This window comes from Pseudooceanicola nanhaiensis DSM 18065, from assembly GCF_000688295.1.
Lineage (GTDB): Bacteria > Pseudomonadota > Alphaproteobacteria > Rhodobacterales > Rhodobacteraceae > Pseudooceanicola > Pseudooceanicola nanhaiensis.
Map to the genome: position 1 here is coordinate 782,177 of NZ_JHZF01000013.1, position 22,612 is coordinate 804,788.

Genomic DNA, 22,612 nt, shown 5'->3' on the forward strand with positions numbered 1-22,612 from the left:
TTCATGACAAGGCAGAACTACATTTTCACCTCGGAATCCGTTTCCGAGGGGCACCCGGACAAGGTCTGCGATCGTATTTCAGACGCGGTTCTGGACGCGCTCATCGCTGAAGAGCCCCACGCGCGCGTCGCCTGCGAGACATTTGCAACCACCAATCGTGTCGTCATCGGCGGAGAAATCGGCCTCGCCGACGAGGACAACCTGAAGACCATGATGAGCCGGGTCGAGGGGATCGCCCGCGACTGCATCCGCGACATCGGCTACGAGCAGGACAAGTTCCACTGGGAAACCTGCGAGATCACCAACCTGCTGCACAAGCAGTCCGCGCATATCGCCCAGGGCGTGAACGCCAGCGACAGCAAGGACGAGGGCGCGGGCGACCAGGGCATCATGTTCGGCTACGCCACGAACGAGACCGACGCGCTGATGCCGGCGCCGATCCTGTTCTCGCACGCGATCCTCAAGCGGCTGGCCGAAGCCCGCAAGAGCGGCGCGGAGCCGACGCTGCGGCCCGACGCCAAAAGCCAGATCTCGCTGCGCTACGAGAACGGGCAGCCGGTCGAGGTGACGCAGCTCGTGCTCTCGACCCAGCACGCCGACGAGAGCCAGTCGAGCGAGGACATCCGCGCCATCGTCGAGCCCTACATCCGCGAGGTCCTGCCGGACGGCTGGCTGACCGACAAGACGGAATGGTGGGTGAACCCGACGGGCAAGTTCGTCATCGGCGGACCCGACGGGGATGCGGGCCTCACGGGGCGGAAGATCATCGTGGACACCTACGGTGGCGCGGCGCCGCATGGCGGCGGGGCGTTCTCGGGCAAGGATCCGACCAAGGTGGACCGTTCGGCGGCCTATGCCGCGCGCTACCTCGCCAAGAACGTCGTGGCGGCGGGGATGGCCGACAAGTGCTCGATCCAGCTGAGCTACGCGATCGGGATCTCGAAGCCGCTGTCGATCTATGCCGACACCTACGGGACCGGCCATGTCGACGAGGAGGAGATCGAGCGCGCGATCGCCCGGGTCATGGACCTGAGCCCGCGGGGCATCCGCGAGCACCTCGAGCTCAACAAGCCGATCTACCAGCGCACCGCGGCCTACGGCCATTTCGGCCGGGCGCCGGAAGAGGACGGCGGCTTCTCCTGGGAGAAGACGGACCTCGTCGAGGCGCTGAAGAAGGGCTGAAGGCTTCTGCCCGGCAAGCAAAAGGCCCCGCCGGAGCGGGGCCTTTCGCGTTTTCGGGGGCGCTCAGAGCGTGGTGTCGGTCTTCCGCCCGTCGATGGACAGGGCGCCGGCGCCGAAGGCCACGACCATCAGCATGCCGCCCGCGATCGAGACGTTCTTCATGAAGGAGATCATGTTGGCCTGGGCCTCCATCCCCTCCATGCCGAGCGAGGGCAGGTAATGGAAGAGGAAGCCCGAGAGCAGCGAGAAGCCGGCCAGCAGGAAGGCGGAGAGGCGGGCCTGCCAGCCGACCAGCAGGGCGATGCCGCCGCCGAGTTCGACGAGGATCACGAGGGGCAGGAGCGCGCCGGGCACGCCCATGGCCTCCATGTAGCCCTGGGTGCCGGCATAGCCGGTGATCTTGCCGAAGCCGGAGGTGATGAAGATGAGGGCGAGAAGCACGCGGCCGAGCGGGGCGGCGTAGCGGAGGGTGTCGGTCATTCGTGAACGCTTTCGGTTTGCATGAAATGGGGCAATGCCCCTCGGCGGGGAAAATGGCGGCAGAGGCCGCACCGCGCCATCCGGGAAAACACAACAGATCCTGTGCGGGAGCGCGCAGGTGGCAGGGTCCGATCCAGCGGAGGCCCCTGGCGGGGCCACGCGATCCCCGCGCGCGCCGGGGGCGCGCGGCCGGCGCCCGTGGCTGCGGCGGCGCGGTTGATCCCCGTCGCGCCCGGCGGTAAAGGCGCGACATGAGCACCCAGCATCCCTCCGGCGCCCCGTGGCGCAACTTCTACGGCCGTTTCAAGGGCAAGCACCTGCGCAAGTCGCAGGAGGCCTACCTGGACGAGGACCTCGCGGCCCTCTCGCCCGGGCCCGTCGGCTGGGACGTGAACCCGGAGCGCGAGACGCTGGACGTGGCGGCGCTCTTCCCGGGGAAGGATCTCTGGCTGGAGGTGGGCTTCGGCGGCGGCGAGCACCTCGTCCACCAGGCCGAGGGGAACCCGGGCGTCGGGATCATCGGCTGCGAGCCCTACATCAACGGGGTCGCGATGCTGCTGGGCAAGATCCGGTCGTCGGGGGTGGAGAACCTGCGCGTGCATCCGGGCGACGCGCGGGATCTCTTCGACGTGCTGCCGGAGGCCTCGGTGGCGAAGGCGTTCCTGCTCTATCCCGATCCCTGGCCGAAGAAGCGGCATCACCGGCGGCGCTTCGTGACGCCGGAGCATCTGGAGCCGCTGGCACGGGTGATGAAGCCCGGGGCGGAGTTCCGGGTGGCGACGGACATTCCCGATTACGTACGGCAGACGCTGGAGGAAGTGCCGCGGGCCGGGTTCGAATGGCTGGCAGAGGGGCCGTCGGACTGGCGCGCGCCCTGGGACGACTGGATCTCGACGCGGTACGAGCAGAAGGCGCTGCGCGAGGGGCGGGTGCCGCATTACCTGACGTTCCGGCGCATCGGATAGCGACCCTCCGGGGGGAGTATTTGTCGGAAAGATGAAGCCGGGGGCGGGGCCCTGGCGGTGAGCGGCCCTTCCCCGGGGGGCGCCTCTCCGGCGAGATGAAGGGACGGGCGGCGCGATGGACGAGGGGCGGGCGCTGCGCTATCCATCGAGCAGATTGCGAAGGACAGCAGCATGAGCGGACATGGCGAACCGGTGCCGATGGTGGCACGCAAGGGCGGGCGGCTTGCCGGCGTGGCGGCGATCCCGGGGGACAAGTCGATCTCGCACCGCGCGCTGATCCTGGGCGCCCTTTCGGTGGGCGAGACGCGGGTGACAGGGCTGCTCGAAGGGCAGGACGTGCTGGACACCGCGAAGGCCATGCGCGCCTTCGGCGCCGAGGTCGAGCGGACGGGCGAGGGCGCCTGGCGGGTTCATGGCGTCGGCGTCGGCGGGTTCGCCGAGCCGGAGCAGGTGATCGACTGCGGCAATTCCGGGACCGGGGTGCGGCTGATCATGGGAGCGATGGCGACCTCGCCGATCGCGGCGACCTTCACCGGGGATGCGAGCCTCAACGGGCGGCCGATGGCGCGGGTGACAGATCCGCTGGCGCTCTTCGGGGCGCGCGCCTTCGGCCGCGCGGGCGGGCGGCTGCCGATGACGATCCTCGGGGCCGAGGACCCGGTGCCGGTGCGCTACGCGACGCCGATGCCCTCGGCGCAGGTGAAATCCGCCGTGCTGCTGGCCGGGCTGAACGCCCCGGGCGAGACGGTGGTGATCGAGCGCGAGGCGACGCGGGACCATTCGGAGCGGATGCTCAGGGGGTTCGGGGCGGAGGTGACGACCGAGGTGACCTCGGAGGGCCGGGTGATCGTGCTGAAGGGGCAGCCGGAGCTCAGGGGGCAGGTGGTCGACGTGCCGCGGGATCCGTCGAGCGCGGCCTTCCCGGTCTGCGCGGCGCTGATCGTCGAGGGCTCGGAGGTGCTGGTCCCGAACATCGGGCTGAACCCGACGCGGGCGGGGCTCTACGAGACCCTGCGCGAGATGGGCGCGGACCTGACCTATGAGAACCCCCGCGAGGAGGGGGGCGAGCCGGTCGCGGATCTGCGCGCGCGCTTCTCTCCGAACATGAAGGGGATCGAGGTGCCGGCGGAGAGGGCGGCCTCGATGATCGACGAATACCCGGTGCTTTCCGTCGTGGCGGCCTTCGCCGAGGGGCGGACGGAGATGCCCGGCGTGAAGGAGCTGCGCGTCAAGGAGAGCGACCGGATCGACGCGATGGCCGTGGGGCTGCGCGCCTGCGGGGTCGAGGTCGACGAGGGCGAGGATTGGTGGGCCGTGGAGGGGCGCGGCCCCGCCGGCGTCGCGGGCGGGGCGACGGTGGAGAGCCGGCTCGACCACCGGATCGCGATGGCGTTCCTGTGCCTCGGGCTGGCGACCGAGGCGCCGGTGACGGTGGACGACGCGGGGCCGATCGTGACCTCGTTCCCGATCTTCGAGCCGCTGATGCGGGATCTCGGCGCCTCGCTGACGCGGGCGGAGGGGTGATCCGCGGGAGGCCGGCCCTGGCGATGAACGGGAGGAGGCGATGATCTTCACGGTGGCGATCGACGGGCCCGCGGCGGCGGGCAAGGGCACGATCTCGCGCGAGGTGGCGGCGCGGTTCGGCTTTGCGCATCTCGACACCGGACTGATCTACCGCGCGACCGGGCGGCGGGTGCTGGCCGGCGAGGCGCCGCTCGAGGCCGCGCGGGCGCTGGAGCCGGGCGATCTTGCCGCGGGCGGGCTCCGGACGCCCGAGGTGGCGCAGGCGGCGAGCCGGGTCGCGGCGATTCCCGAGGTGCGCGAGGCGCTGGTGGCCTTCCAGCGCCGCTTTGCCCGGCGCGAGGGCGGCGCGGTGCTCGACGGGCGCGACATCGGCACGGTGATCTGTCCCGAGGCCGAGGTGAAGCTCTTCGTGACCGCCTCGGACGCGGTGCGGGCGCACCGGCGCTGGCTGGAAGAGCAGGCGGCGGGGCTGGGCACCTCCGAGGCCGATGTCCTGGCCGAATTGCAGGCGCGGGATGCGCGGGATGCCGCCCGTGCCGCGGCGCCGATGCGGGCGGCCGATGATGCGCTGCAATTGGACACCAGCCGGATGAGCATCGAAGAGGCGGTGGCGGCGGCCGTGGCGGCGATCTCGGACCGGATGGACCGGGGCTGACGGCGGCTGTCTGACGCAGGGTAAGGAATACCGGACTGGTTCGACCGGTCGCGGGCGTGCAGGGTGGGTGCAGTACCGAGTGCCCTTTCAAACAGTCCATATTTCAATGACCTCTGCCTTTGCCACACCCCCGCGTGCGGTCCCGGATCCCGACGTCCCTGTCCCCATGGGCTCGCCGGAACGCCCGGACTGCCGCGGGGTCGATTGCGCGATGGATTGCCTCGTGCCGGTGCCCTGCCCGCGGGACGACCGAGAGGCGCGCGCGCGTGTCCGGCGGGACCCGGGCGCGGGCGTGACCTCCGCCGCAGCGCGCCCCGGCCTTTCCCCTGCGTAAGCGTCTAGCGGCCCATCCGGGCGCAAGGGCCTTGCCTGATTGGCCCGGAGCGCATATAGAGCGCGCGTCGACAAGGCGTAAACGCCGCGATGGAAGATTGAGCAGGGGTCGGGTGCCACCGGCCCTCTTTCGTTTGCGGAAGCTAGAGTGACCAACCCCAAGACCGGCGGAGACAACCGCACGGCCAGCCAAACCGAGAAAAGGAACCGATAGAGCACATGGCTCAAAACGCATCCATGGAGGAATTCGAAGCCCTCCTGAACGAAAGCTTCGAAATGGACACCCCCGAAGAGGGCTCTGTCGTCAAAGGCAAGGTGATCGCTGTCGAAGCGGGCCAGGCCATCATCGACGTCGGCTACAAGATGGAAGGCCGTGTCGATCTGAAAGAATTCGCGAACCCCGGCGAAACCCCCGACATCTCCATCGGCGATGAAGTCGAAGTCTTCCTGCGCGCGGCCGAGAACGCCCGCGGCGAAGCCGTCATCTCGCGCGAGATGGCCCGCCGTGAAGAAGCCTGGGACCGCCTCGAGAAGGCCTATGCCGACGACGCCCGTGTCGAAGGCGCGATCTTCGGCCGCGTCAAGGGTGGCTTCACCGTCGACCTCGGCGGCGCCGTGGCCTTCCTGCCCGGTTCGCAGGTCGATGTGCGCCCCGTGCGCGACGCAGGCCCCCTCATGGGTCTCAAGCAGCCGTTCCAGATCCTCAAGATGGACCGTCGCCGCGGCAACATCGTTGTCTCGCGCCGTGCAATCCTTGAAGAATCGCGTGCCGAACAGCGTGCCGAAGTCATCGCCAACCTGACCGAAGGTCAGACGGTCGAGGGCGTGGTCAAGAACATCACCGAGTACGGCGCCTTCGTCGACCTCGGCGGCGTCGACGGCCTGCTGCACGTGACCGACATGGCATGGCGCCGGGTCAACCACCCCTCCGAGATCCTGTCGATCGGCGAGACCGTGAAGGTCCAGGTCATCAAGATCAACAAGGAGACCCACCGTATCTCCCTCGGCATGAAGCAGCTGCAGGAAGATCCGTGGAACCTGGTCGCTGCCAAGTTCCCGCTGGGGTCGGTCCATCCGGGCCGCGTCACGAACATCACCGATTACGGTGCGTTCGTCGAGCTGGAGCCGGGCGTCGAGGGCCTCGTTCACGTGTCCGAAATGTCCTGGACCAAGAAGAACGTGCACCCCGGCAAGATCGTGTCCACCTCGCAGGAAGTGGACGTCATGGTGCTCGAGATCGACGCTGCGAAGCGCCGCGTCTCGCTGGGCCTCAAGCAGACCATGCGCAACCCGTGGGAAGTCTTCGCAGAGACCCACCCGGAAGGCACCGTGGTCGAGGGCGAGGTCAAGAACATCACCGAGTTCGGTCTGTTCGTGGGTCTCCCGGGCGAGATCGACGGCATGGTCCACCTTTCGGACCTGTCCTGGGACGAGCGCGGTGAAGACGCGATCCAGAACTACCGCAAGGGCGATGTCGTCAAGGCCGTGGTCTCCGAAGTCGACACCGAGAAGGAGCGCATCTCGCTCTCGATCAAGAACGTCGAAGGCGACAAGTTCGCCGACGCGGTCGGCGGCGTGAAGCGCGGTTCGATCATCACCGTCACCGTGACGGCGATCGAGGACGGCGGCATCGAGGTGGAATACGAAGGCATGAAATCCTTCATCCGCCGCTCCGACCTGTCGCGTGACCGCTCCGAACAGCGCCCCGAGCGCTTCTCCGTCGGCGACCACGTGGACGTGCGCGTCACCAACGTCGACAGCAAGTCGCACCGCCTGGGTCTGTCGATCAAGGCACGCGAGATCGCCGAAGAGAAAGAGGCCGTCGAACAATACGGTTCCTCCGCTTCGGGCGCCTCGCTGGGCGACATCCTCGGCGCGGCCCTCAAGGGCGACGAGTGATCGCGGCTTCTGCGACCTGACAATCGGAAGGCCCCGGCGGAAACGCCGGGGCCTTTTTCGTTGCGTTCCATGGCACCCGGCGCCTGGATCCCCGAGCTCTGGCTGACGGCGGTGCCGCGTCCGCGCCCGCCACGGCGGGCCGCCGGGCGCGTGGCGGCGGAACCGGCCCCTGCCGGAAGGCCGCCGGATTCAGCGCCGCGCTCCGCGGGGGAAACATTTCCCTCTCCCGAATCAAGCGCGGGACCGCTGCGGCGCGGCATGGGCGCCGGATCACGCCTTGCAGTCACCTTTGAGCGCATTTCCCGCGAAGATCCGCGCAAACCTAAGTAATCAACAGGATTTTCCGCTTCCCGCCGCGGAACTAGTGTTTCCGCGCCGAAACAAAATACCTATAGTCGTGACCGTTGAGGACGCAAGAATCCTTCACCGCCCGGGAGACTGCTGCACATGATCCGTTCGGAACTGATCCAGAAGATTGCCGAAGAGAACCCCCACCTCTACCAGCGCGACGTGGAGCGGATCGTGAACACGATCTTCGAAGAGATCATCGAGGCGATGGCCGGCGGGGATCGCGTCGAACTGCGCGGTTTCGGCGCATTCTCGGTCAAGCAGCGGGATGCCAGAACCGGGCGGAACCCCCGCACGGGCGAAGCGGTTGATGTGGAAGAGAAACACGTCCCATTCTTCAAGACCGGCAAGCTGCTGCGGGACAGACTGAACGGAAAGGCCTGACCCCATGCGGTTCCTCCGCCTCATCTTCCTTCTTGTGCTCGCCCTCGTGCTGGTCTCGATCGCTCTTGCGAACAGGGGCATGGTCACGCTGACCCTGCTGCCGACCGCGCTTGCCGACCTCTGGGGGCACAACCCCTCGGTCGACCTGCCGCTCTTCATCGTGATCCTGCTGGGGATCGTGGCCGGGCTGCTGATCGGTTTCGTCTGGGAATGGTTCCGCGAACACAAGCACCGCGCCGAGGCCCGCAACCGGGCCAGGGAAGCGAAGAAGCTGGAACGCGAGGTCACGCGCCTCAAGGGTGAGAAGCATCAGGGCAAGGACGAGGTTCTCGCCCTGCTGGAGTGAGCTTTCCAAGCGGGCGCCTTTGGCCTAAGCAGCGGACATGACCATCCGGGTAAAGTATTGCGGGCTGTCCCGCCCCGAAGACGTCGCGGCCGCGGTCGCGGCAGGCGCCGGCTACGTGGGCTTCGTGTTCTTCCCCAAATCCCCCCGCTGCATCGACGTCGAGACGGCGCGGGCCCTGGCGCTCGAGGTGCCCGTGGGCATCGCCAAGGTCGCCCTGACGGTCGATGCCGATGACGCGCTGCTGGACGAGATCACCGGCGCCGTGCCGCTCGACATGCTCCAGCTTCACGGCTCCGAAAGCCCCGAGCGGGTGAGCGAGGTCCGCGCGCGCTATGGCCTTCCGGTGATGAAGGCCGTGGGCATCTCGGGGCCGGAGGACCTTCCGGCGCTCGAGACCTACGGCAAGGTGGCGGACCAGCTGCTGGTCGACGCCAAGCCGCCGCAGGGGGCGGATCTGCCGGGCGGCAACGGGCTGCCCTTCGACTGGCGGCTGATCGCCGGGCGGCGCTGGCCGGTGCCCTGGATGCTGGCCGGGGGGCTGACGGCGGAGAACGCGGCCGAGGCGCTCCGCCGCACCGGTGCCCGGCAGCTCGACGTCTCGAGCGGCGTCGAAAGCGCCCGGGGCGTGAAGGATGCCGCGCTGATCCGGGCCTTCGGCGCGGCGGCCAGGGCGTGAGCGTCAGCTTCCGCTTGGCCGTGCGGGCCGATGTGCCCGCCGTGGTGGCGCTGCTTTCCGACGACACGCTGGGCGCAACCCGGGAAGGCGCGGATGCGCTGGAGAGCTATTTCGCCGCCTTCGATGCGATGCAGGCCGAGGGCGCGAACCACCTGGTCGTGGGCGTCGGGGACGGGGCGGTCGTGGCGAGCTACCAGCTCACCTTCATCACCGGGCTCTCCCTGAAGGCCACGCGCCGCGCGCAGGTGGAAAGCGTCCGCGTCGCGGCGCCGTTGCGGAGTGCGGGGATCGGGGCGCTGCTGATGGCCGACGCGGAAGCCCGTGCGCGGGAGGCGGGCTGTGGCCTGATCCAGCTCACCACCAACCGCGCACGGAGCGATGCGCACCGGTTCTATGACCGCCTCGGCTACGAGCCCTCGCATCTGGGCTACAAGAAGGCACTCGGCTAGCCGCACGGTTGGCCCGCCCGGCCGACGCGCCCTCAGACCCGGAGGATCCCCCGCCGCGCGAGCGCCTGGTCCACGAGCTCCGTCTCGACCGGCTCCAGCTGCTGCGCCCTTGGATAGACCGGGGCCGCGCGGTCGTCCCGCACGGAGCCCCAGCCGTCGGTCGTGTCGAAGAAGCGCTCGACCGCCTCCGCGCCGAATTCCCGCAGGTAGCCCTGCACGCAGACGTCGAGGTAGCTCAGCAGCACCGGCCGGGGTTCGGACGCCAGGATGTGCTTGGCCTCGGGGATCCAGTAGATGGCCATCGGCACCTCGCCGATGTCGTGCACCACGTGCGCCGCCGCATCGACCCGGTCATAGGCCGCCTCGCGGGCGTCCAGCGCGCGCCAGTCCGCGCCCGGGACCGCCGCCACCAGCCCCTCGATCTCGCTCGCCTCGTCCGGCACGGCGGTCAGGACCGCGTGGTCGCGCCCCTCGATATGGCGCCAGACCCGCCGCCAGCCGCGGGCGCGGGCCAGCCGCGCGTCGGGATAGGCGTGGGTCGCCCGGTTCACGAGGGAGCCATAGCCGAAGAAATAGGGGGTCATCGCGTGGCCTTGATCCAGATCATGTTTCCTGGTGCATTTTCCTGACACCTTTCCGGCCCAAAGGCAAAGGAGGGGTCCGGTGCGGCTGACCAAGCGGACGAACATCTCGATGCGGGTGCTGATGTACTGCGCGGCGCACGAGGGCCGGCTGGTGACCAAGTCCGAGATCGCCGAATGCTGCAACGCGTCCGAGAACCACCTGGCGCAGGTGATCAATCGGCTGGGGCAGCTCGGGTTCCTGCACACCCAGCGGGGCCGGCACGGCGGGCTCACCCTGGGCCGCGCGATGGACGAGATCAGCGTGGGCGCCGTCTTCCGCGCGATGGAGACCGGGGTGCCGGTGACCGAGTGCTTCGACGCCGAGGACAACACCTGTCCGCTGGTCGAAGCCTGCCTGCTGCGCCCGGCGATCGCCGAGGCGATCGAGGCGTTCTATGCCCGGATGGACCGCGTGACGCTGGCCGAACTTGTCTGCGGGAACGGCCGTCTGCTGCAGATCATGGCACCCCAGGTCGCCTGCGGCCGCGCGGCCGCGGTTTGACTTGCATCGCGCGCGGCGCTTGGTAAACATCCCCTCACAGGATCGGGAGAACCGGCTTTGCCGGTGCCGAAGGAGCAACCGCCCCGGAAACTCTCAGGCCAACGGGACCGGTCCGACAAGAAACTCTGGAGAGAGGCACGCGCAGGCGGGCCCGCCGAAGGGATAACGATCTCAGGCGCCAAGGACAGAGGGGGCATTGCAGCGACCGGGATCGGCCCGGCGCCCATGTGATGCCCGAGCGCAATCGCCTCGGACCGGAAAAGGGGACCCGGAGAGACGATGACAGCCTTGCTCCAGACGCCGCTTCACGCCCTGCACCTCGAACTCGGGGCGCGGATGGTCGCATTCGCGGGCTACGAGATGCCCGTGCAATATCCCGCGGGCGTCATGAAGGAACACCTGCACACCCGTGAGGCCGCCGGCCTCTTCGATGTCAGCCACATGGGGCAGGTGATCCTGCGCGGCGAGAGCTACGAGGCCGTCGCGCTGGCGCTCGAGGCCCTGGTGCCGGTGGATGTCGCGGGGCTGAAGCCCGGGCGGCAGCGCTACGGCTTCTTCACCAATGACGCGGGCGGTCTGCGCGACGACCTGATGCTCGCGAACCGCGGCGATCACCTGTTCCTGGTGGTCAACGCCGCCTGCAAGCAGGATGACCTCGCCCATCTCGTCGCGCATCTGAAGGACGTCACGATCGAGCCGGTGACCGACCGCGCGCTCCTGGCCCTGCAGGGGCCCGAGGCGGAGGCGGTGCTCTCCGCCCTCGCGCCCGAGGTGGCGGCGATGAAATTCATGGACGTGATCACCACGACGATCCTTGGCGCGGAGGCCTGGGTCTCGCGCTCGGGCTACACCGGCGAGGACGGGTTCGAGATCTCGGTCCCCGAGGCCGGGGCCGAGGCGCTGGCCCGTGCCCTGCTGGAGGACGACCGCGTCCTGCCGGTCGGCCTCGGCGCGCGCGACAGCCTGCGGCTGGAGGCCGGGCTCTGCCTCTATGGCCACGACATCGACACCGCCACCAGCCCGGTCGAGGCCGCGCTGACCTGGGCGATCCAGAAGGTCCGCCGCTCGGACGGCGCCCGCGCGGGCGGGTTCCCGGGCGCCGAGCGCATCCTGTCCGAGATCCACAACGGCGCGGAACGGCGCCGCGTGGGCCTGCGTCCCGAGGGCCGGGCGCCGATGCGCGAGGGCACGCCGCTCTATGCCGGCGAGACCGGCGGCGATCCCGTGGGCGAAGTCACGTCCGGCGCCTTCGGTCCGACCCTTGGCGCACCCATGTCGATGGGCTACCTGCCATCCGAACTCGCCGCTTCCGGCACCAAGGTCTGGGGCGAGGTCCGGGGAAAGCGGCTGCCCGCCACGGTGGCGGACCTGCCCTTCGTCCCTGCACGTTTCAAACGCTGAACAGCCAGAGAGCTCTGAGAGAGGTCCCATGAAATTCACCGAAGAACACGAATGGCTCCGCCCCGAGGACGACGTGATCGTCGTGGGCATCACCGAACATGCCGCCGAGCAGCTCGGCGACATCGTCTTCGTGGAACTGCCCGAGGTGGGCACAGAGGTGTCCAAGGATGACGAATGCGTCGTGATCGAATCGGTCAAGGCGGCGTCCGACATCCTCGCCCCCATCGACGGCGAGATCGTCGAGGTGAACGAGGTGCTGATCGACAACCCGGCCAAGGTCAACGACGACCCGATGGGCGACGCCTGGTTCTTCAAGATCAAGCCGGCGGATGCCTCCCAGCTCGACGATTACATGTCCGAGGCCGAATACAAGGACATGATTTCCTGAAGCGATGGCGGTCCTGCGCATCACACCCAACCTCGCCTGCGAGGATCCGACCGGGATGGCGGCGTTCTACCGCCATCTCTTCGACCTCGATATCGCGATGAACATGGAGTTCATCGTGACGATGGAGCCCGGGACCGCCACGCGCCAGCCGCCGCAGGTCTCGGTGCTGTCCGAGGGGGGCTCGGGCACCCCGGTGCCGGCGCTCTCGATCGAGGTCGACGACCTCGACCGGGTGATCACCCGCTGCCGGCTGCGCGGGATCGCCATCGACTACGGCCCGGTGGAGGAGCCCTGGGGCGTCCGCCGCATCTACCTGCGCGACCCCGCAGGGCATCTCGTGAACGTTCTGACCCACAAGTGAGGTTTCACCCGTGACGACCTTCTCGCCCACCGATTACGACCCCTACGACTTCGCCAACCGGCGCCACATCGGCCCCTCGCCCGACGAGATGGCCGAGATGCTGAAGGTGGTGGGGGCCGAGAGCCTCGACGCGCTGATCGACGACACGGTGCCGCAGGGCATCCGGCAGGACGATCCGCTCGATTTCGGCGGGCCGCTGTCGGAGCAGGAACTTCTGGTGAAGATGCGCGCGGTGTCCAAGCGCAACCGGGTGCTGACCTCGCTGATCGGGCAGGGCTACCACGCCACGATCACCCCGCCGGCGATCAAGCGGAACATCTTCGAGAACCCGGCCTGGTACACCGCCTACACCCCCTACCAGCCCGAGATCAGCCAGGGTCGGCTGGAGGCGCTGCTGAACTACCAGACGATGATCGCCGATCTGACGGGCCTGCCGATCGCCAATGCCTCGCTCCTGGACGAGGCCACGGCGGCGGCCGAGGCGATGACCATGGCGCAGCGGTCGTCCAAGTCGAAGGCCACCGCCTTCTTCGTGGACGAGGCGCTGCATCCGCAGAACATCGCCGTGATCCGGACCCGGGCGAAGCCCCTGGGGATCGAGATCATCACCGGGCGGCCCTCGGACCTCGACGCCTCGACCGTCTTCGGAGCGATCTTCCAGTATCCCGGCACCAACGGCGTGCTGCGGGACTTCACCGAGCAGATGCAGGCGCTGCATGCCGCGAAGGCGCTCGGGATCGTCATCGCCGACCCGCTGGCCCTGTGCCTGCTGAAGGAGCCCGGGGCCATGGGCGCCGACATCGCCGTCGGCTCCACCCAGCGGTTCGGCGTGCCCGTGGGCTACGGCGGCCCGCATGCCGCCTACATGGCCTGCCGGGACGAGCTGAAGCGCGCGATGCCTGGCCGCCTCGTCGGGGTCTCGATCGACGCGCGCGGCAACCGGGCCTACCGTCTGGCGCTCCAGACCCGCGAGCAGCATATCCGGCGCGAGAAGGCGACCTCCAACGTCTGTACCGCGCAGGCTCTGCTGGCCGTCATGGCGTCGATGTACGCGGTCTTCCACGGGCCGAAGGGGCTGAAGGGGATCGCCCAGAGGGTCCATGCGCGGACCGTCGACATGGCCGAAGGGCTGCGCGCGGCGGGGTTCGACGTCTTCCCGAGGAAGGTCTTCGACACGGTGACGGTCGAGGTCGGTCCGTTCCAGGGCGCGATCCTGAAATCGGCGCGGGAGGAGGGGATCAACCTCCGGCCCGTCGGCGAGACAAGGATCGGCATCGCGCTCGACGAATGCACCACGCCGGCGGTGATCGAATCCGTCTGGCGCGCCTTCGGGGTCACCGACCGGAAGGCGGCGACCGAACCCGCCTATGACCTGCCCGAGAAGCTGGTGCGCGAGACGCCCTACCTGACGCACGAGATCTTCCACATGAACCGGGCCGAGACCGAGATGATGCGCTACATGCGCCGCCTCGCGGACCGGGACCTCGCGCTCGACCGGGCGATGATCCCGCTGGGCTCCTGCACGATGAAGCTGAACGCGGCGGCCGAGATGATGCCGGTGTCGTGGGACGAATTCGCCTCGCTCCACCCCTTCGTGCCGGAGGACCAGGCGGCGGGCTACAGGGAGCTGATCGACGACCTCTCGGCCAAGCTCTGCGACGTGACGGGCTATGCCGCCTTCTCGATGCAGCCGAATTCCGGCGCGCAGGGGGAATATGCAGGGCTCCTGACCATCGCGGGCTATCACGCGGCCAACGGCGAAGGGCACCGCAACGTCTGCCTGATCCCGATGTCGGCGCATGGCACCAACCCGGCCTCGGCCCAGATGGTCGGCTGGAAGGTCGTGCCGGTGAAGAGCCGCGGAAACGGCGACATCGACCTGGAGGATTTCCGCGCGCAGGCGGAGAAACATGCCGAGACCCTCGCGGGCTGCATGATCACCTACCCCTCGACCCACGGCGTCTTCGAGGAGACCGTGCGCGAGGTCTGCGCCATCACCCATGAGCACGGCGGGCAGGTCTATATCGACGGCGCCAACATGAACGCGATGGTGGGGCTGGCGCGGCCGGGCGACGTGGGGGGCGATGTCAGCCACCTGAACCTGCACAAGACCTTCTGCATTCCGCATGGCGGCGGCGGCCCCGGCATGGGGCCGATCGGGGTGAAGGCGCACCTGGCAGAGCACCTGCCGGGGCATCCGCATTTCGGGACGGAGGGGGCGGTCTCGGCCGCGCCCTACGGCTCGCCCTCGATCCTGCCGATCTCCTGGGCCTATTGCCTGATGATGGGCGGCGCGGGGCTGACGCAGGCGACGCGGGTGGCGATCCTGAACGCGAATTACATCGTGAAGCGGCTGGAGGGGGCCTATGACGTGCTCTACCGCGGGCCCTCGGGTCGGGTGGCACATGAGTGCATCCTCGACACGCGGCCCTTCGAAAAGAGCGCGGGCGTGACCGTCGACGACATCGCCAAGCGGCTGATCGACTGCGGCTTCCACGCGCCGACGATGAGCTTCCCGGTGGCGGGGACGCTGATGGTCGAGCCGACGGAGAGCGAGACCAAGGCCGAGCTCGACCGGTTCTGCGACGCGATGCTGGCGATCCGGGCCGAAATCCGGGAGATCGAGGAGGGGAAGATCGCGGCCGAGGCTTCGCCGCTGAAGTTCGCGCCCCATACGGTGGAGGACCTCGTGGGCGATTGGGACCGGGCCTATGGACGCGAGCAGGGCTGCTTCCCGCCGGGCGCCTTCCGGGTGGACAAGTACTGGCCGCCGGTCAACCGCGTCGACAATGTCTGGGGCGACCGGAACCTGACCTGCACCTGTCCGCCGATGAGCGATTACGCCGAAGCGGCCGAATAGGCGGGGACCGATCCAATGGAGCGGCCCCCTTCCGGGGGCCGCACACTATCTATTTCCTTGATTGGGGCTCTGCCCCAAACCCCGGGATATTTTCGGCAAGAGGAAGCAGGCGCCGAAGGCGTCACTCCCTTGCCCGCAGGACCCGCGCCGGGCGGGCGCGCAGCGGAGCCCAGGCGAAGGCGAGGCCGGCGGCGAGGTTCGCCAGCAGCCCGCCCGCGACGATGGCGAGCGCCGAGGGCCAGATCACGGCGTAGCCCGTCTCCATCACGAAATGGCAGATCGCCCAGCCTCCGGCGATGCCCGCCCCGAGCGCGACGATGCCTGCCGCGGCGCCGAGGAGGGCAGAGCGGAGGGCGAGGCTGGCGAGGATGCGGGCCCGCGTGGCGCCGAGCGTCTTCAGGATCGCGGCCTCCTGGACGCGCGCGCCCTCGCCCGAGACCGCCGCGCCGATCAGGACGAGGAAGCCGGTGAGCAGCGTTGCCGCCGCGCCGTAGGAGGTGGCGGTGGCGAGCCCGGCGAGCAGGTCGGACACCCGGTCGATGGCATCCCGGACCGAGATCGCGGTCACGTTCGGGAAGGTGTTGGAGATGTCGCGCAGGATGGCGGCCTCGGCGTCTGCGTCGGCGTAGACCGTGGCGATGAAGGTGTGCGGCGCGCCCTCGACCGAGGCCGGGTTCAGGGCGGTGACGAAGCCCATCCCGGCGGAGGAGAAATCGACCTCGCGGAAGCTCGTCAGGGTCGCGGTGATGTCGCGGCCGAGGATGTTGACGGTGATCTCGTCGCCGAGCTCCAGGCCCACCTCGGCGGCCTCCTCGGCGGCGAAGCTCATCAGGGGCGGGCCGTCGTAATCCTCGGGCCACCAGGCGCCCTCGGTGAGGCGGGTGGTTTCGGGCAGGGTCGCGGAATAGGTGATGCCGCGGTCGCCGCGGACGACCCAGTGATCGCCCGCCACCTCGCGCGCCGGGCGGCCGTTGATCCGGGAGATCACGCCGCGGAGCATCGGGGCGCTTTCCACGCGGTTCACCTGCGGGTCGCTCTCGATGCGGTCGAGGAAGCCCGCCATCTGGTCCTTCTGGATGTCCACGAAGAAGAACGACGGCGCCCGGTCGGGCAGGTCGCGGGAGATCGCGGCGCGCAGGTTGCCGTCGATCTGGCCGACGGCGGCGAGGACCGAGAGGCCGAGGCCGAGGGAGAGGACCACCGAGATCGCATCGGTGCGCGGTCCGCCGATGGCGGCCAGCGCCCAGCGGAGGGGCGGCCGGCCGCGCGCGGCCTGGCGGAAGCGGCGCGCGAGGGCGCGGATGCCGAGGGCGGCGAGCGCGAGGAGCAGGAGCGCGAAGGCGATGCCGCCGGAGGTCCAGAGGGTGAGCTGGAGGTTGCCGGAGAAGGCGGCGGCGGTGCCGATGAGGGCCGCGGTGAGGGCCAGCGTGGCGACCAGGTAACGGGCGGGGGGCAGGAGGCTGCCGCCCTCCATCGCGTCGCGGAAGAGGGAGGCGGCGCGGATCTCGCCTGCGCGGGAGAGCGGCCAGAGGGTGAAGACGAGGGCGGTCAGCACGCCGTAGACCGCGGCCTCGGCCAGCGGCTCGGGGTAGAGGCCGAAGACCGCCGGGATCGGCAGGGCCGAGGTGATGAGCGGCGAGAGCAGGACCGGGGTCAGGGCGCCGAGGGCGAGGCCGATCAGGATGCCGACGAGCGCGAGCGCGCCGATCTGGAGGAAGTAGGTCGCGAAGATGGTGGAACGCTCGGCCCCGAGGGTGCGGAGCGTGGCGATGACCGAGGTCTTGCCTGCGAGGTAGCCGCGGACCGAGGCCGCGACGCCGACGCCGCCGACGGCGAGGCCCGACAGGCCCACGAGGATCAGGAAGGCGCCGAGGCGGTCGACGAACTGCCGGATGCCGGGGGCGCCGTTGCGCGCGTCCCGCCAGCGCAGGCCGGAGTCCCGGAATTGCGCCTCCGCCTCGGCCTTCAGGGCGGCGAGGTCTGCGCCCTCGGGCAGGAGCAGCCGGTAGTCGGTGTCGAAGAGCGAGCCGGGCTCGAGCAGGCCCGAGCCCGCGAGGGCGTCGCGCAGCACGATCGTGCGGGGGCCGAGGGAAAAGCCCGCCGCGCCCGCGTCGGGTTCGGTCTCGAGCCGGGCCATCAGGACGAAATCGGCGGTGCCGAGGCGGAAGCGGTCCCCGGGCGCGAGGCCGAGCCGGTCCACGAGCAGCGGCGCCATGACCGCGCCGGGGAGGCCGTCACGACCGGCGAAGGCCTCGGAGATCGGCATCTCGGGCGACAGGCGCACATTGCCGACGAGCGGGTAGGCGTCGTCCACGGCCTTCACCTGCGTCAGCCCGCGCTCGGCGGTGTCGCCGGTCCCGGCCACGGCCATGGAGCGGAAATCGGCGACCTCCGAGACGGCGGTCGCGGTCTCCTCCATCCACGCCAGCTCCTCGGGGTCGGCGAAGCGGTAGGTGAAGGACATCTGCGCATCGCCGCCGAGGAGGGCGGAGCCTTCCTGCGCCAGCCCCGCCTCGATGGCGGAACGGACCGAGCCGACGCCCGCGATGGCTGCGACCCCGAGGGCGAGGCAGGCGATCAGGATGCGGAAGCCGCGCAGGCCGCCGCGCAATTCCCGCCCGGCGAGCCGGGCCGCGACCGAGAGGCTCATTCCGCGGCCTCGGTCCGGTCGACGGCGGAATCTTCGAGCCGCCCGTCGCGCAGCCGGATCACCCGGTCGCAGCGGCTGGCCAGTTCGGGCGCGTGGGTCACGAGGATCAGCGTCGCGCCGTGGCGGTCGCGCAACCCGAAGAGCATGTCGACGATCGCCGCGCCGTTGGTCTCGTCGAGGTTGCCGGTCGGTTCGTCCGCCAGGAGGATCTCGGGCCGGGTGACCGAGGCGCGGGCGAGGGCCACGCGCTGCTGTTCGCCGCCCGACATCTGGCTGGGGTAATGGCCCGCGCGGTGGCCGAGGCCCACGGCCTCGAGCTCTGCCTCCGCCCGCTCGAAGGCGTCCTTCACCCCGGCCAGTTCCAGCGGGGTCGCGACATTTTCAAGCGCCGTCATCGTGGGAATGAGGTGGAAGGACTGGAAGACCACCCCCATATGATCCCTGCGGAACCGCGCGAGCGCGTCCTCGTCCATCGCAGTCAGATCCTGGCCGAGCGCCGCGATCCGGCCGCCGGTGGCGCGTTCGAGGCCGCCCATGAGCATAAGGAGCGACGACTTGCCAGAACCCGAAGGTCCGACCAGCCCCAGCGTTTCCCCCCGCGCCACGTCGAGCGAGATGCCGTGCAGGATCTCGACCCGCCCGGCATTGCCATCCAGCGCCAGACGCGCGTCGGTGAGGGAAAGGACGGGGTCTGTCATGGGCTTGGCCTTTGCGGTTGGACGTCTGGTGTCATATGGGCGCGCGGTCCTGAGCCGCAAGGCGATTGCGGCAATGCTGCTCATCCTGCCGCTCCAGGCCATGGCCGAAGAGGTGCGGATCCTCGCATTGGGCGATTCCCTCACAGCGGGATACGGTCTGCCGGAGGAAAGTGGATTTGTTCCGCAGCTCCAGGGCTGGCTGAACGACCACGGCGAGGATGTCGTGATCGTCAACGCCGGCGTCTCGGGCGACACGACGGCGGGCGGGCTGTCGCGGGTGGAATGGTCGCTGACGCCCGAGATCGACGCGATGATCGTCGCGCTTGGCGGCAACGACGTGCTGCGCGGCGTCGACCCGGCCTCCACCCGGAAGAACCTCGAGGGCATCCTCGCCGTGGCCGAGGCGCGCGACCTGCCGGTGCTGGTGATCGGGCTGCAGGCGTCGCGCAATTTCGGGGCTGATTTCAAGGCGGCCTTCGACCGGATCCATCCCGAGGTGGCCGAGGCGCATGGCGCGCTCTACGAGCCGAACTTCTTCGCGGGTCTCGGGGGCGACGGCACGGACCCGGCGGCCTATCGCGCCTTCATGCAGGCGGACGGCATCCACCCGAATGCCGAGGGCGTCCGGCGCATCGTGGCGCAGATCGGCCCGCGCGTGCAGGCGCTTGTCGACCGGGTGGAGTGAGGTTTCACTCCCCCGGCGGCGGCCCGGCCTTCAGCCCGAAGAATGTCCGCACGTCGTCCCAGAGCGTCGGCGCGGTGACGAAGAGGATGTGGCCCTGCCCGTCGTAGATCTTCATCCCGTCGGCGGGGATCGAAACCGCGAAGCGCGACGTGGGGCCGATCGGAAAGACGGTGTCCTCGCGGCCATGGAAGACGCCGATCTTCGCCTTGGCGAGGTTCGGGTCCTGCGGCAGCGTCCATGTCATCAGGTCGGCGGTGTGGGCCATCGTCATCCGCGGCCCCGGGGTCAGAAGCTGGCCGCGCTGTTCCTCGGCCAGCACCTTGCTCTGTTTCGCCGTGTCTCCGTTCACGTAGTGCTTCCGCCCGTAAAGCAGAGTGCGGTAATTCTCGAGCCAGGCATCCTCCATCGAGGTGCCGTGCGAACGGACCAGCGCGCCGACCACGTCGAAGAACCCCTCGACCGAGGCCTCGATGCCGGCGGGGAAGGGCCCGGCGGAGGAGATCAGCGCGACGCTCACCTCCTTGCGGGGCAGCCGCCGGGCGGCCTCGAGCGCGACGGGGCCGCCGGTGGAGAAACCGATCAGGTAGACCTCCTCGACCTCCAGCTTGTCCATCGTCTCGGCGATCAGCTCTCCCGCCGCGGCGATGTCGAGCCGGTGGTTCAGCTTCGTCCCGTCGAGCCCGGGGAAGCGATAGGCAAGCACGGCGCCGTCGCCGAGATCCCAGTCGAGCACCGGTTCGAACATGCCGACCGAGGCCATCGCGCCCGGGATCACCACCACCGCGCGTTTCATCCCGCGGTGCGCGTTGCCGTCGTGCACGATCGGCATGACATCGGCGTCCTGCGCGGTCGGAAGGCCGGAACAGGCGGCCAGCAGGGCCAGCAGGAAAACGGGGACAAGACGGCAGGTTCGGAGGATCATCGCGGTCAGATAATGAGGCGGCCGCGGGCCGGGTCAAGGCGTCATCACCACGTGGTGTTGCGGCGCGCGTCCGGCGGTCTATAACGGGAATTGAATACGTCGGGAGAAGCGGAATGACGGCGAAAAAAGTGGTGTGCCTCGCGTGCGGTCAGACCAACCGGCTGCCCGAGGAGAAGCTTGGCGCGGCGCCCAAATGCGGCACCTGCGGCGCCGGGCTGATGCCGGCCAAACCCATCGAGATCGACGCGGCCACCTTCGCCAAGGCCAGCAGGACGGACGAGGTCACGCTGGTCGTCGATTTCTGGGCGCCCTGGTGCGGACCCTGCAGGGCGATGGCCCCGCAATATGCCGCCGCGGCGCAGGCGATGCAGGGGCGCGCCCGCTTCGCCAAGCTCAACACCGAGGATCACCCCGAACCCGGCGCCCGCCAGGGCATCCGCGGGATCCCGACCATGGTGATCTATCGCGGCGGGCGCGAGGTGGCGCGCGTCTCGGGGGCGCGGTCCTCGTCGCAGATCGTGGAATGGGTGCGCCAGCAGACCGCGCAGAAGGCCTGAGCGGTCTGAAGGCGGGAGCGCCGGAAACGCGAACGGGCGGCCGGTCCGGTGACCGCCGCCCGTTCCTGTCTGCGCCTCTGCGCTGCGTAGCTTAAAGCACCGTGACCCTGGTGCCGATCGGCACCTGGTTGTAGAGGTCGATCACGTTCTCGTTCAGCATCCGGAAGCAGCCCGACGACGCCGCGCGGCCGATGCTCCGCGGTTCGGTCGTGCCGTGGATCCGGATGTAGGTGTCCTTGCCGCCCTGGTAGAGATACATGGCGCGCGCGCCGAGCGGGTTGCCGGGGCCGCCGGGCATCCGCTCATCGTTGCCCTTGTACTTGCCGTAGGTCGAGGGGTTGCCGTCGATCATCTCGTCGGTCGGGCGCCATGTCGGCCATTCGACCTTGCGCCGGATCGTGGCGGTGCCCTTCCAGCCCCAGCCGGGTTTCGCGACCGCGATGCCGTAGCGCAGCGCACGGCCGGGGGCGGTGACGTAGTAGAGGAAATAGGCGCCCGGCACGATGACGATTTCGCCCGGTTGATAGCGCGAGGTGACGTTCACCTCCTGCTTCGCGAGGACCGAGGGGGCGGCCTGCTGGGCGAAGGCGGGAAGCGGCAGGGCAAGCGCGGCGGTGCCTGCGGCGGCCTGCGTCAGGAACGTACGGCGGGTGGTCATGGATGGCAGCTCCAATGGATTCGCTTTTCAATGCTGACGGCCACTCTACGCGAATGTCACGGCGGACTCCCGCCGCATGGGAGCGGAGCGTTGACGGAGTGTGACCGAGAAGCCGCGCCTCTCACCGGAACGTGATGCGGCCTAGCCCCAGATCCCCTCGAGCTCGGCCCGGATCCAGGCGCGGAACCGGGTGAACTGCGGCATCTCCTCGGCCCGGTCCGGGTAGATCAGCGTATAGGCCTGCCCGCTGTCCATCTCGCGCGCAGAGGCGCGGATCAGGCGGCCCTCGCGCAGCGGCCCGCGGGCCAGCACCTCGGGCACGAGGCCCGCGCCGAGGCCGGCGATGGCCGCGTCGATCACCATGTCGAAATGGTCGAACCGCGCGCCGCGCAGGATGCGGCGGCTGTCGAGGTTCGCGTGCCGGAACCAGTCGAGCCAGAGCGTGGGCCGGGTGGTCTGCTGGAGAAGCGGCAGGGCGAGCAGGTCCTCGTCCGACAGGGCAAGGCCACCCGTCAGGGCGGGCGAGCAGACGGCGACGAGGGATTCGTCGAGCAGGTGGAGGTGATGCGCCGCCCCGCTCCGGTGCCGCGACCGCTGGATGGCGAGGTCGAAGGGCTCCTCGGCGAAATCCACCGGGTCGAGCCGGGCGGCGACATCGACCGTGGTGCCGGGCGCGGCGGCAAGGAAGCCTCCGAGCCGCGGGATCAACCAGGACCGCCCGAACGAGGGCAGCACCGCGATGCGCAGGACGGTGGACTGGCCGCCGAAGGCCATGACGCCGACGGCGGCCGCGTTCAGGTCGTCCAGCAGCCTGCGCGCCTTGGGCAGGAAGGCGCGGCCCGCGTCCGACAGGGTCATCCGCTGACGCTGGCGCACGAAGAGCGCGACGCCCAGCCGGTCCTCGAGCGCGCGGACGGAGCGGCTGACCGCGGTCTGGCTCAGATGCACGCGGCGGGCGGCCAGATGCGTGGTGCCTGCGCGAGCCAATTCGCAAAAGGCTTCAAGTTCGCGGATCGTCGGTATGAAACTTTCGGGCATGCTGCGGGCCAGTGATGCGTTTTTCGCA

At 69.5% G+C, this 22,612-nt stretch carries 23 protein-coding genes and 2 riboswitches; of the genes, 16 read left to right on the forward strand and 7 right to left on the reverse strand.

The features are described 5' to 3' along the window. Window positions 1-3: 3 nt before the first annotated feature. Window positions 4-1,182, forward strand: a complete 1,179-nt coding sequence (gene metK, locus Q344_RS0113840; RefSeq protein ID WP_028287260.1) for a methionine adenosyltransferase — start codon at window positions 4-6, stop codon at window positions 1,180-1,182. Between the two features lie 63 nt (window positions 1,183-1,245). Here metK and Q344_RS0113845 read toward each other — a convergent pair whose 3' ends face one another. Then, window positions 1,246-1,662 (reverse strand): DoxX family protein, encoded by a 417-nt coding sequence (locus Q344_RS0113845; protein WP_028287261.1) that lies wholly within the window; start codon window positions 1,660-1,662, stop codon window positions 1,246-1,248. A 251-nt stretch (window positions 1,663-1,913) separates the two neighbouring features. On the opposite strand from Q344_RS0113845, the gene trmB reads away from it, so the two are divergent. The 8 genes from trmB (at window position 1,914) to Q344_RS0113885 (ending at window position 9,241) form a co-directional block, all read left to right on the forward strand. Continuing rightward, on the forward strand, window positions 1,914-2,627 hold the full coding sequence (trmB, locus tag Q344_RS0113850; protein ID WP_028287262.1) for a tRNA (guanine(46)-N(7))-methyltransferase TrmB: 714 nt from the start codon (window positions 1,914-1,916) through the stop codon (window positions 2,625-2,627). A 171-nt stretch (window positions 2,628-2,798) separates the two neighbouring features. Then, window positions 2,799-4,151: a 3-phosphoshikimate 1-carboxyvinyltransferase gene (gene aroA, locus Q344_RS0113855; RefSeq protein ID WP_028287263.1), complete on the forward strand. Its 1,353-nt coding sequence runs from the start codon at window positions 2,799-2,801 to the stop codon at window positions 4,149-4,151. Between the two features lie 40 nt (window positions 4,152-4,191). After that, complete coding sequence (locus Q344_RS0113860) at window positions 4,192-4,806, forward strand: (d)CMP kinase (protein ID WP_028287264.1); 615 nt, start codon at window positions 4,192-4,194, stop codon at window positions 4,804-4,806. 552 nt (window positions 4,807-5,358) lie between these two features. Further along, the gene (rpsA, locus tag Q344_RS0113865) at window positions 5,359-7,038 is read left to right on the forward strand and encodes a 30S ribosomal protein S1 (RefSeq protein ID WP_084178406.1); all 1,680 of its coding nucleotides are present in this window, start codon (window positions 5,359-5,361) and stop codon (window positions 7,036-7,038) included. A gap of 447 nt (window positions 7,039-7,485) precedes the next feature. Further along, the gene (ihfB, locus tag Q344_RS0113870; protein WP_028287266.1) at window positions 7,486-7,770 is read left to right on the forward strand and encodes an integration host factor subunit beta; all 285 of its coding nucleotides are present in this window, start codon (window positions 7,486-7,488) and stop codon (window positions 7,768-7,770) included. Window positions 7,771-7,774: 4 nt separating this feature from the next. Then, on the forward strand, window positions 7,775-8,116 hold the full coding sequence (locus tag Q344_RS0113875) for a LapA family protein (RefSeq protein ID WP_028287267.1): 342 nt from the start codon (window positions 7,775-7,777) through the stop codon (window positions 8,114-8,116). Between the two features lie 37 nt (window positions 8,117-8,153). Next, window positions 8,154-8,792, forward strand: coding sequence for a phosphoribosylanthranilate isomerase (locus Q344_RS0113880; protein ID WP_028287268.1), 639 nt, complete (start codon window positions 8,154-8,156; stop codon window positions 8,790-8,792). Further along, a complete protein-coding gene (locus Q344_RS0113885) occupies window positions 8,789-9,241 on the forward strand; it encodes a GNAT family N-acetyltransferase (protein WP_028287269.1) in 453 nt (150 codons plus the stop codon). Before Q344_RS0113880 ends, Q344_RS0113885 begins: the two co-directional genes overlap by 4 nt. A gap of 32 nt (window positions 9,242-9,273) precedes the next feature. On the opposite strand, the gene Q344_RS0113890 is transcribed toward Q344_RS0113885, so the two are convergent. Further along, the gene (locus Q344_RS0113890) at window positions 9,274-9,825 is read right to left on the reverse strand and encodes a gamma-glutamylcyclotransferase (RefSeq protein WP_028287270.1); all 552 of its coding nucleotides are present in this window, start codon (window positions 9,823-9,825) and stop codon (window positions 9,274-9,276) included. A gap of 79 nt (window positions 9,826-9,904) precedes the next feature. Between Q344_RS0113890 and Q344_RS0113895 the strand changes: the two genes are divergently transcribed. The 5 genes from Q344_RS0113895 (at window position 9,905) to gcvP (ending at window position 15,376) form a co-directional block, all read left to right on the forward strand. Beyond that, a complete protein-coding gene (locus tag Q344_RS0113895; RefSeq protein WP_028287271.1) occupies window positions 9,905-10,366 on the forward strand; it encodes an RrF2 family transcriptional regulator in 462 nt (153 codons plus the stop codon). Window positions 10,367-10,399: 33 nt separating this feature from the next. After that, window positions 10,400-10,486, forward strand: a riboswitch (glycine riboswitch). A 3-nt stretch (window positions 10,487-10,489) separates the two neighbouring features. Further along, a riboswitch (glycine riboswitch) is annotated at window positions 10,490-10,556 on the forward strand. An 89-nt stretch (window positions 10,557-10,645) separates the two neighbouring features. Then, window positions 10,646-11,767: a glycine cleavage system aminomethyltransferase GcvT gene (gene gcvT / locus Q344_RS0113900; protein WP_028287272.1), complete on the forward strand. Its 1,122-nt coding sequence runs from the start codon at window positions 10,646-10,648 to the stop codon at window positions 11,765-11,767. A 28-nt stretch (window positions 11,768-11,795) separates the two neighbouring features. Then, window positions 11,796-12,155 carry a glycine cleavage system protein GcvH gene (gene gcvH, locus Q344_RS0113905; protein ID WP_028287273.1) on the forward strand — a complete coding sequence of 120 codons (360 nt, stop codon included), beginning with the start codon at window positions 11,796-11,798 and terminating at the stop codon, window positions 12,153-12,155. 4 nt (window positions 12,156-12,159) lie between these two features. Next, window positions 12,160-12,516, forward strand: a complete 357-nt coding sequence (locus Q344_RS0113910) for a VOC family protein (RefSeq protein WP_028287274.1) — start codon at window positions 12,160-12,162, stop codon at window positions 12,514-12,516. Window positions 12,517-12,526: 10 nt separating this feature from the next. After that, on the forward strand, window positions 12,527-15,376 hold the full coding sequence (gcvP, locus tag Q344_RS0113915) for an aminomethyl-transferring glycine dehydrogenase (protein WP_028287275.1): 2,850 nt from the start codon (window positions 12,527-12,529) through the stop codon (window positions 15,374-15,376). Between the two features lie 121 nt (window positions 15,377-15,497). Here gcvP and Q344_RS0113920 read toward each other — a convergent pair whose 3' ends face one another. Both Q344_RS0113920 and Q344_RS0113925 read right to left on the reverse strand, forming a co-directional pair. Then, a complete protein-coding gene (locus Q344_RS0113920) occupies window positions 15,498-18,026 on the reverse strand; it encodes an ABC transporter permease (RefSeq protein WP_028287276.1) in 2,529 nt (842 codons plus the stop codon). Next, the gene (locus Q344_RS0113925; protein ID WP_028287277.1) at window positions 18,023-18,724 is read right to left on the reverse strand and encodes an ABC transporter ATP-binding protein; all 702 of its coding nucleotides are present in this window, start codon (window positions 18,722-18,724) and stop codon (window positions 18,023-18,025) included. The genes Q344_RS0113920 and Q344_RS0113925 overlap by 4 nt, the downstream gene beginning before the upstream one ends. Window positions 18,725-18,797: 73 nt before the next feature. Between Q344_RS0113925 and Q344_RS0113930 the strand changes: the two genes are divergently transcribed. Continuing rightward, the gene (locus Q344_RS0113930) at window positions 18,798-19,409 is read left to right on the forward strand and encodes an arylesterase (RefSeq protein ID WP_036539600.1); all 612 of its coding nucleotides are present in this window, start codon (window positions 18,798-18,800) and stop codon (window positions 19,407-19,409) included. Window positions 19,410-19,413: 4 nt separating this feature from the next. Here Q344_RS0113930 and Q344_RS0113935 read toward each other — a convergent pair whose 3' ends face one another. Continuing rightward, window positions 19,414-20,331: an alpha/beta fold hydrolase gene (locus Q344_RS0113935; RefSeq protein WP_036539231.1), complete on the reverse strand. Its 918-nt coding sequence runs from the start codon at window positions 20,329-20,331 to the stop codon at window positions 19,414-19,416. Window positions 20,332-20,444: 113 nt separating this feature from the next. Here Q344_RS0113935 and trxC point away from each other — a divergent pair, with 113 nt between their 5' ends. Further along, the gene (gene trxC / locus Q344_RS0113940; RefSeq protein ID WP_028287280.1) at window positions 20,445-20,888 is read left to right on the forward strand and encodes a thioredoxin TrxC; all 444 of its coding nucleotides are present in this window, start codon (window positions 20,445-20,447) and stop codon (window positions 20,886-20,888) included. A gap of 91 nt (window positions 20,889-20,979) precedes the next feature. Here the strand turns inward: trxC and Q344_RS0113945 are convergent, their stop codons facing one another. Then, the gene (locus Q344_RS0113945; protein WP_028287281.1) at window positions 20,980-21,546 is read right to left on the reverse strand and encodes a L,D-transpeptidase; all 567 of its coding nucleotides are present in this window, start codon (window positions 21,544-21,546) and stop codon (window positions 20,980-20,982) included. A 141-nt stretch (window positions 21,547-21,687) separates the two neighbouring features. Beyond that, window positions 21,688-22,584, reverse strand: a complete 897-nt coding sequence (locus tag Q344_RS0113950; protein ID WP_028287282.1) for a LysR family transcriptional regulator — start codon at window positions 22,582-22,584, stop codon at window positions 21,688-21,690. Window positions 22,585-22,612 lie beyond the last annotated feature (28 nt).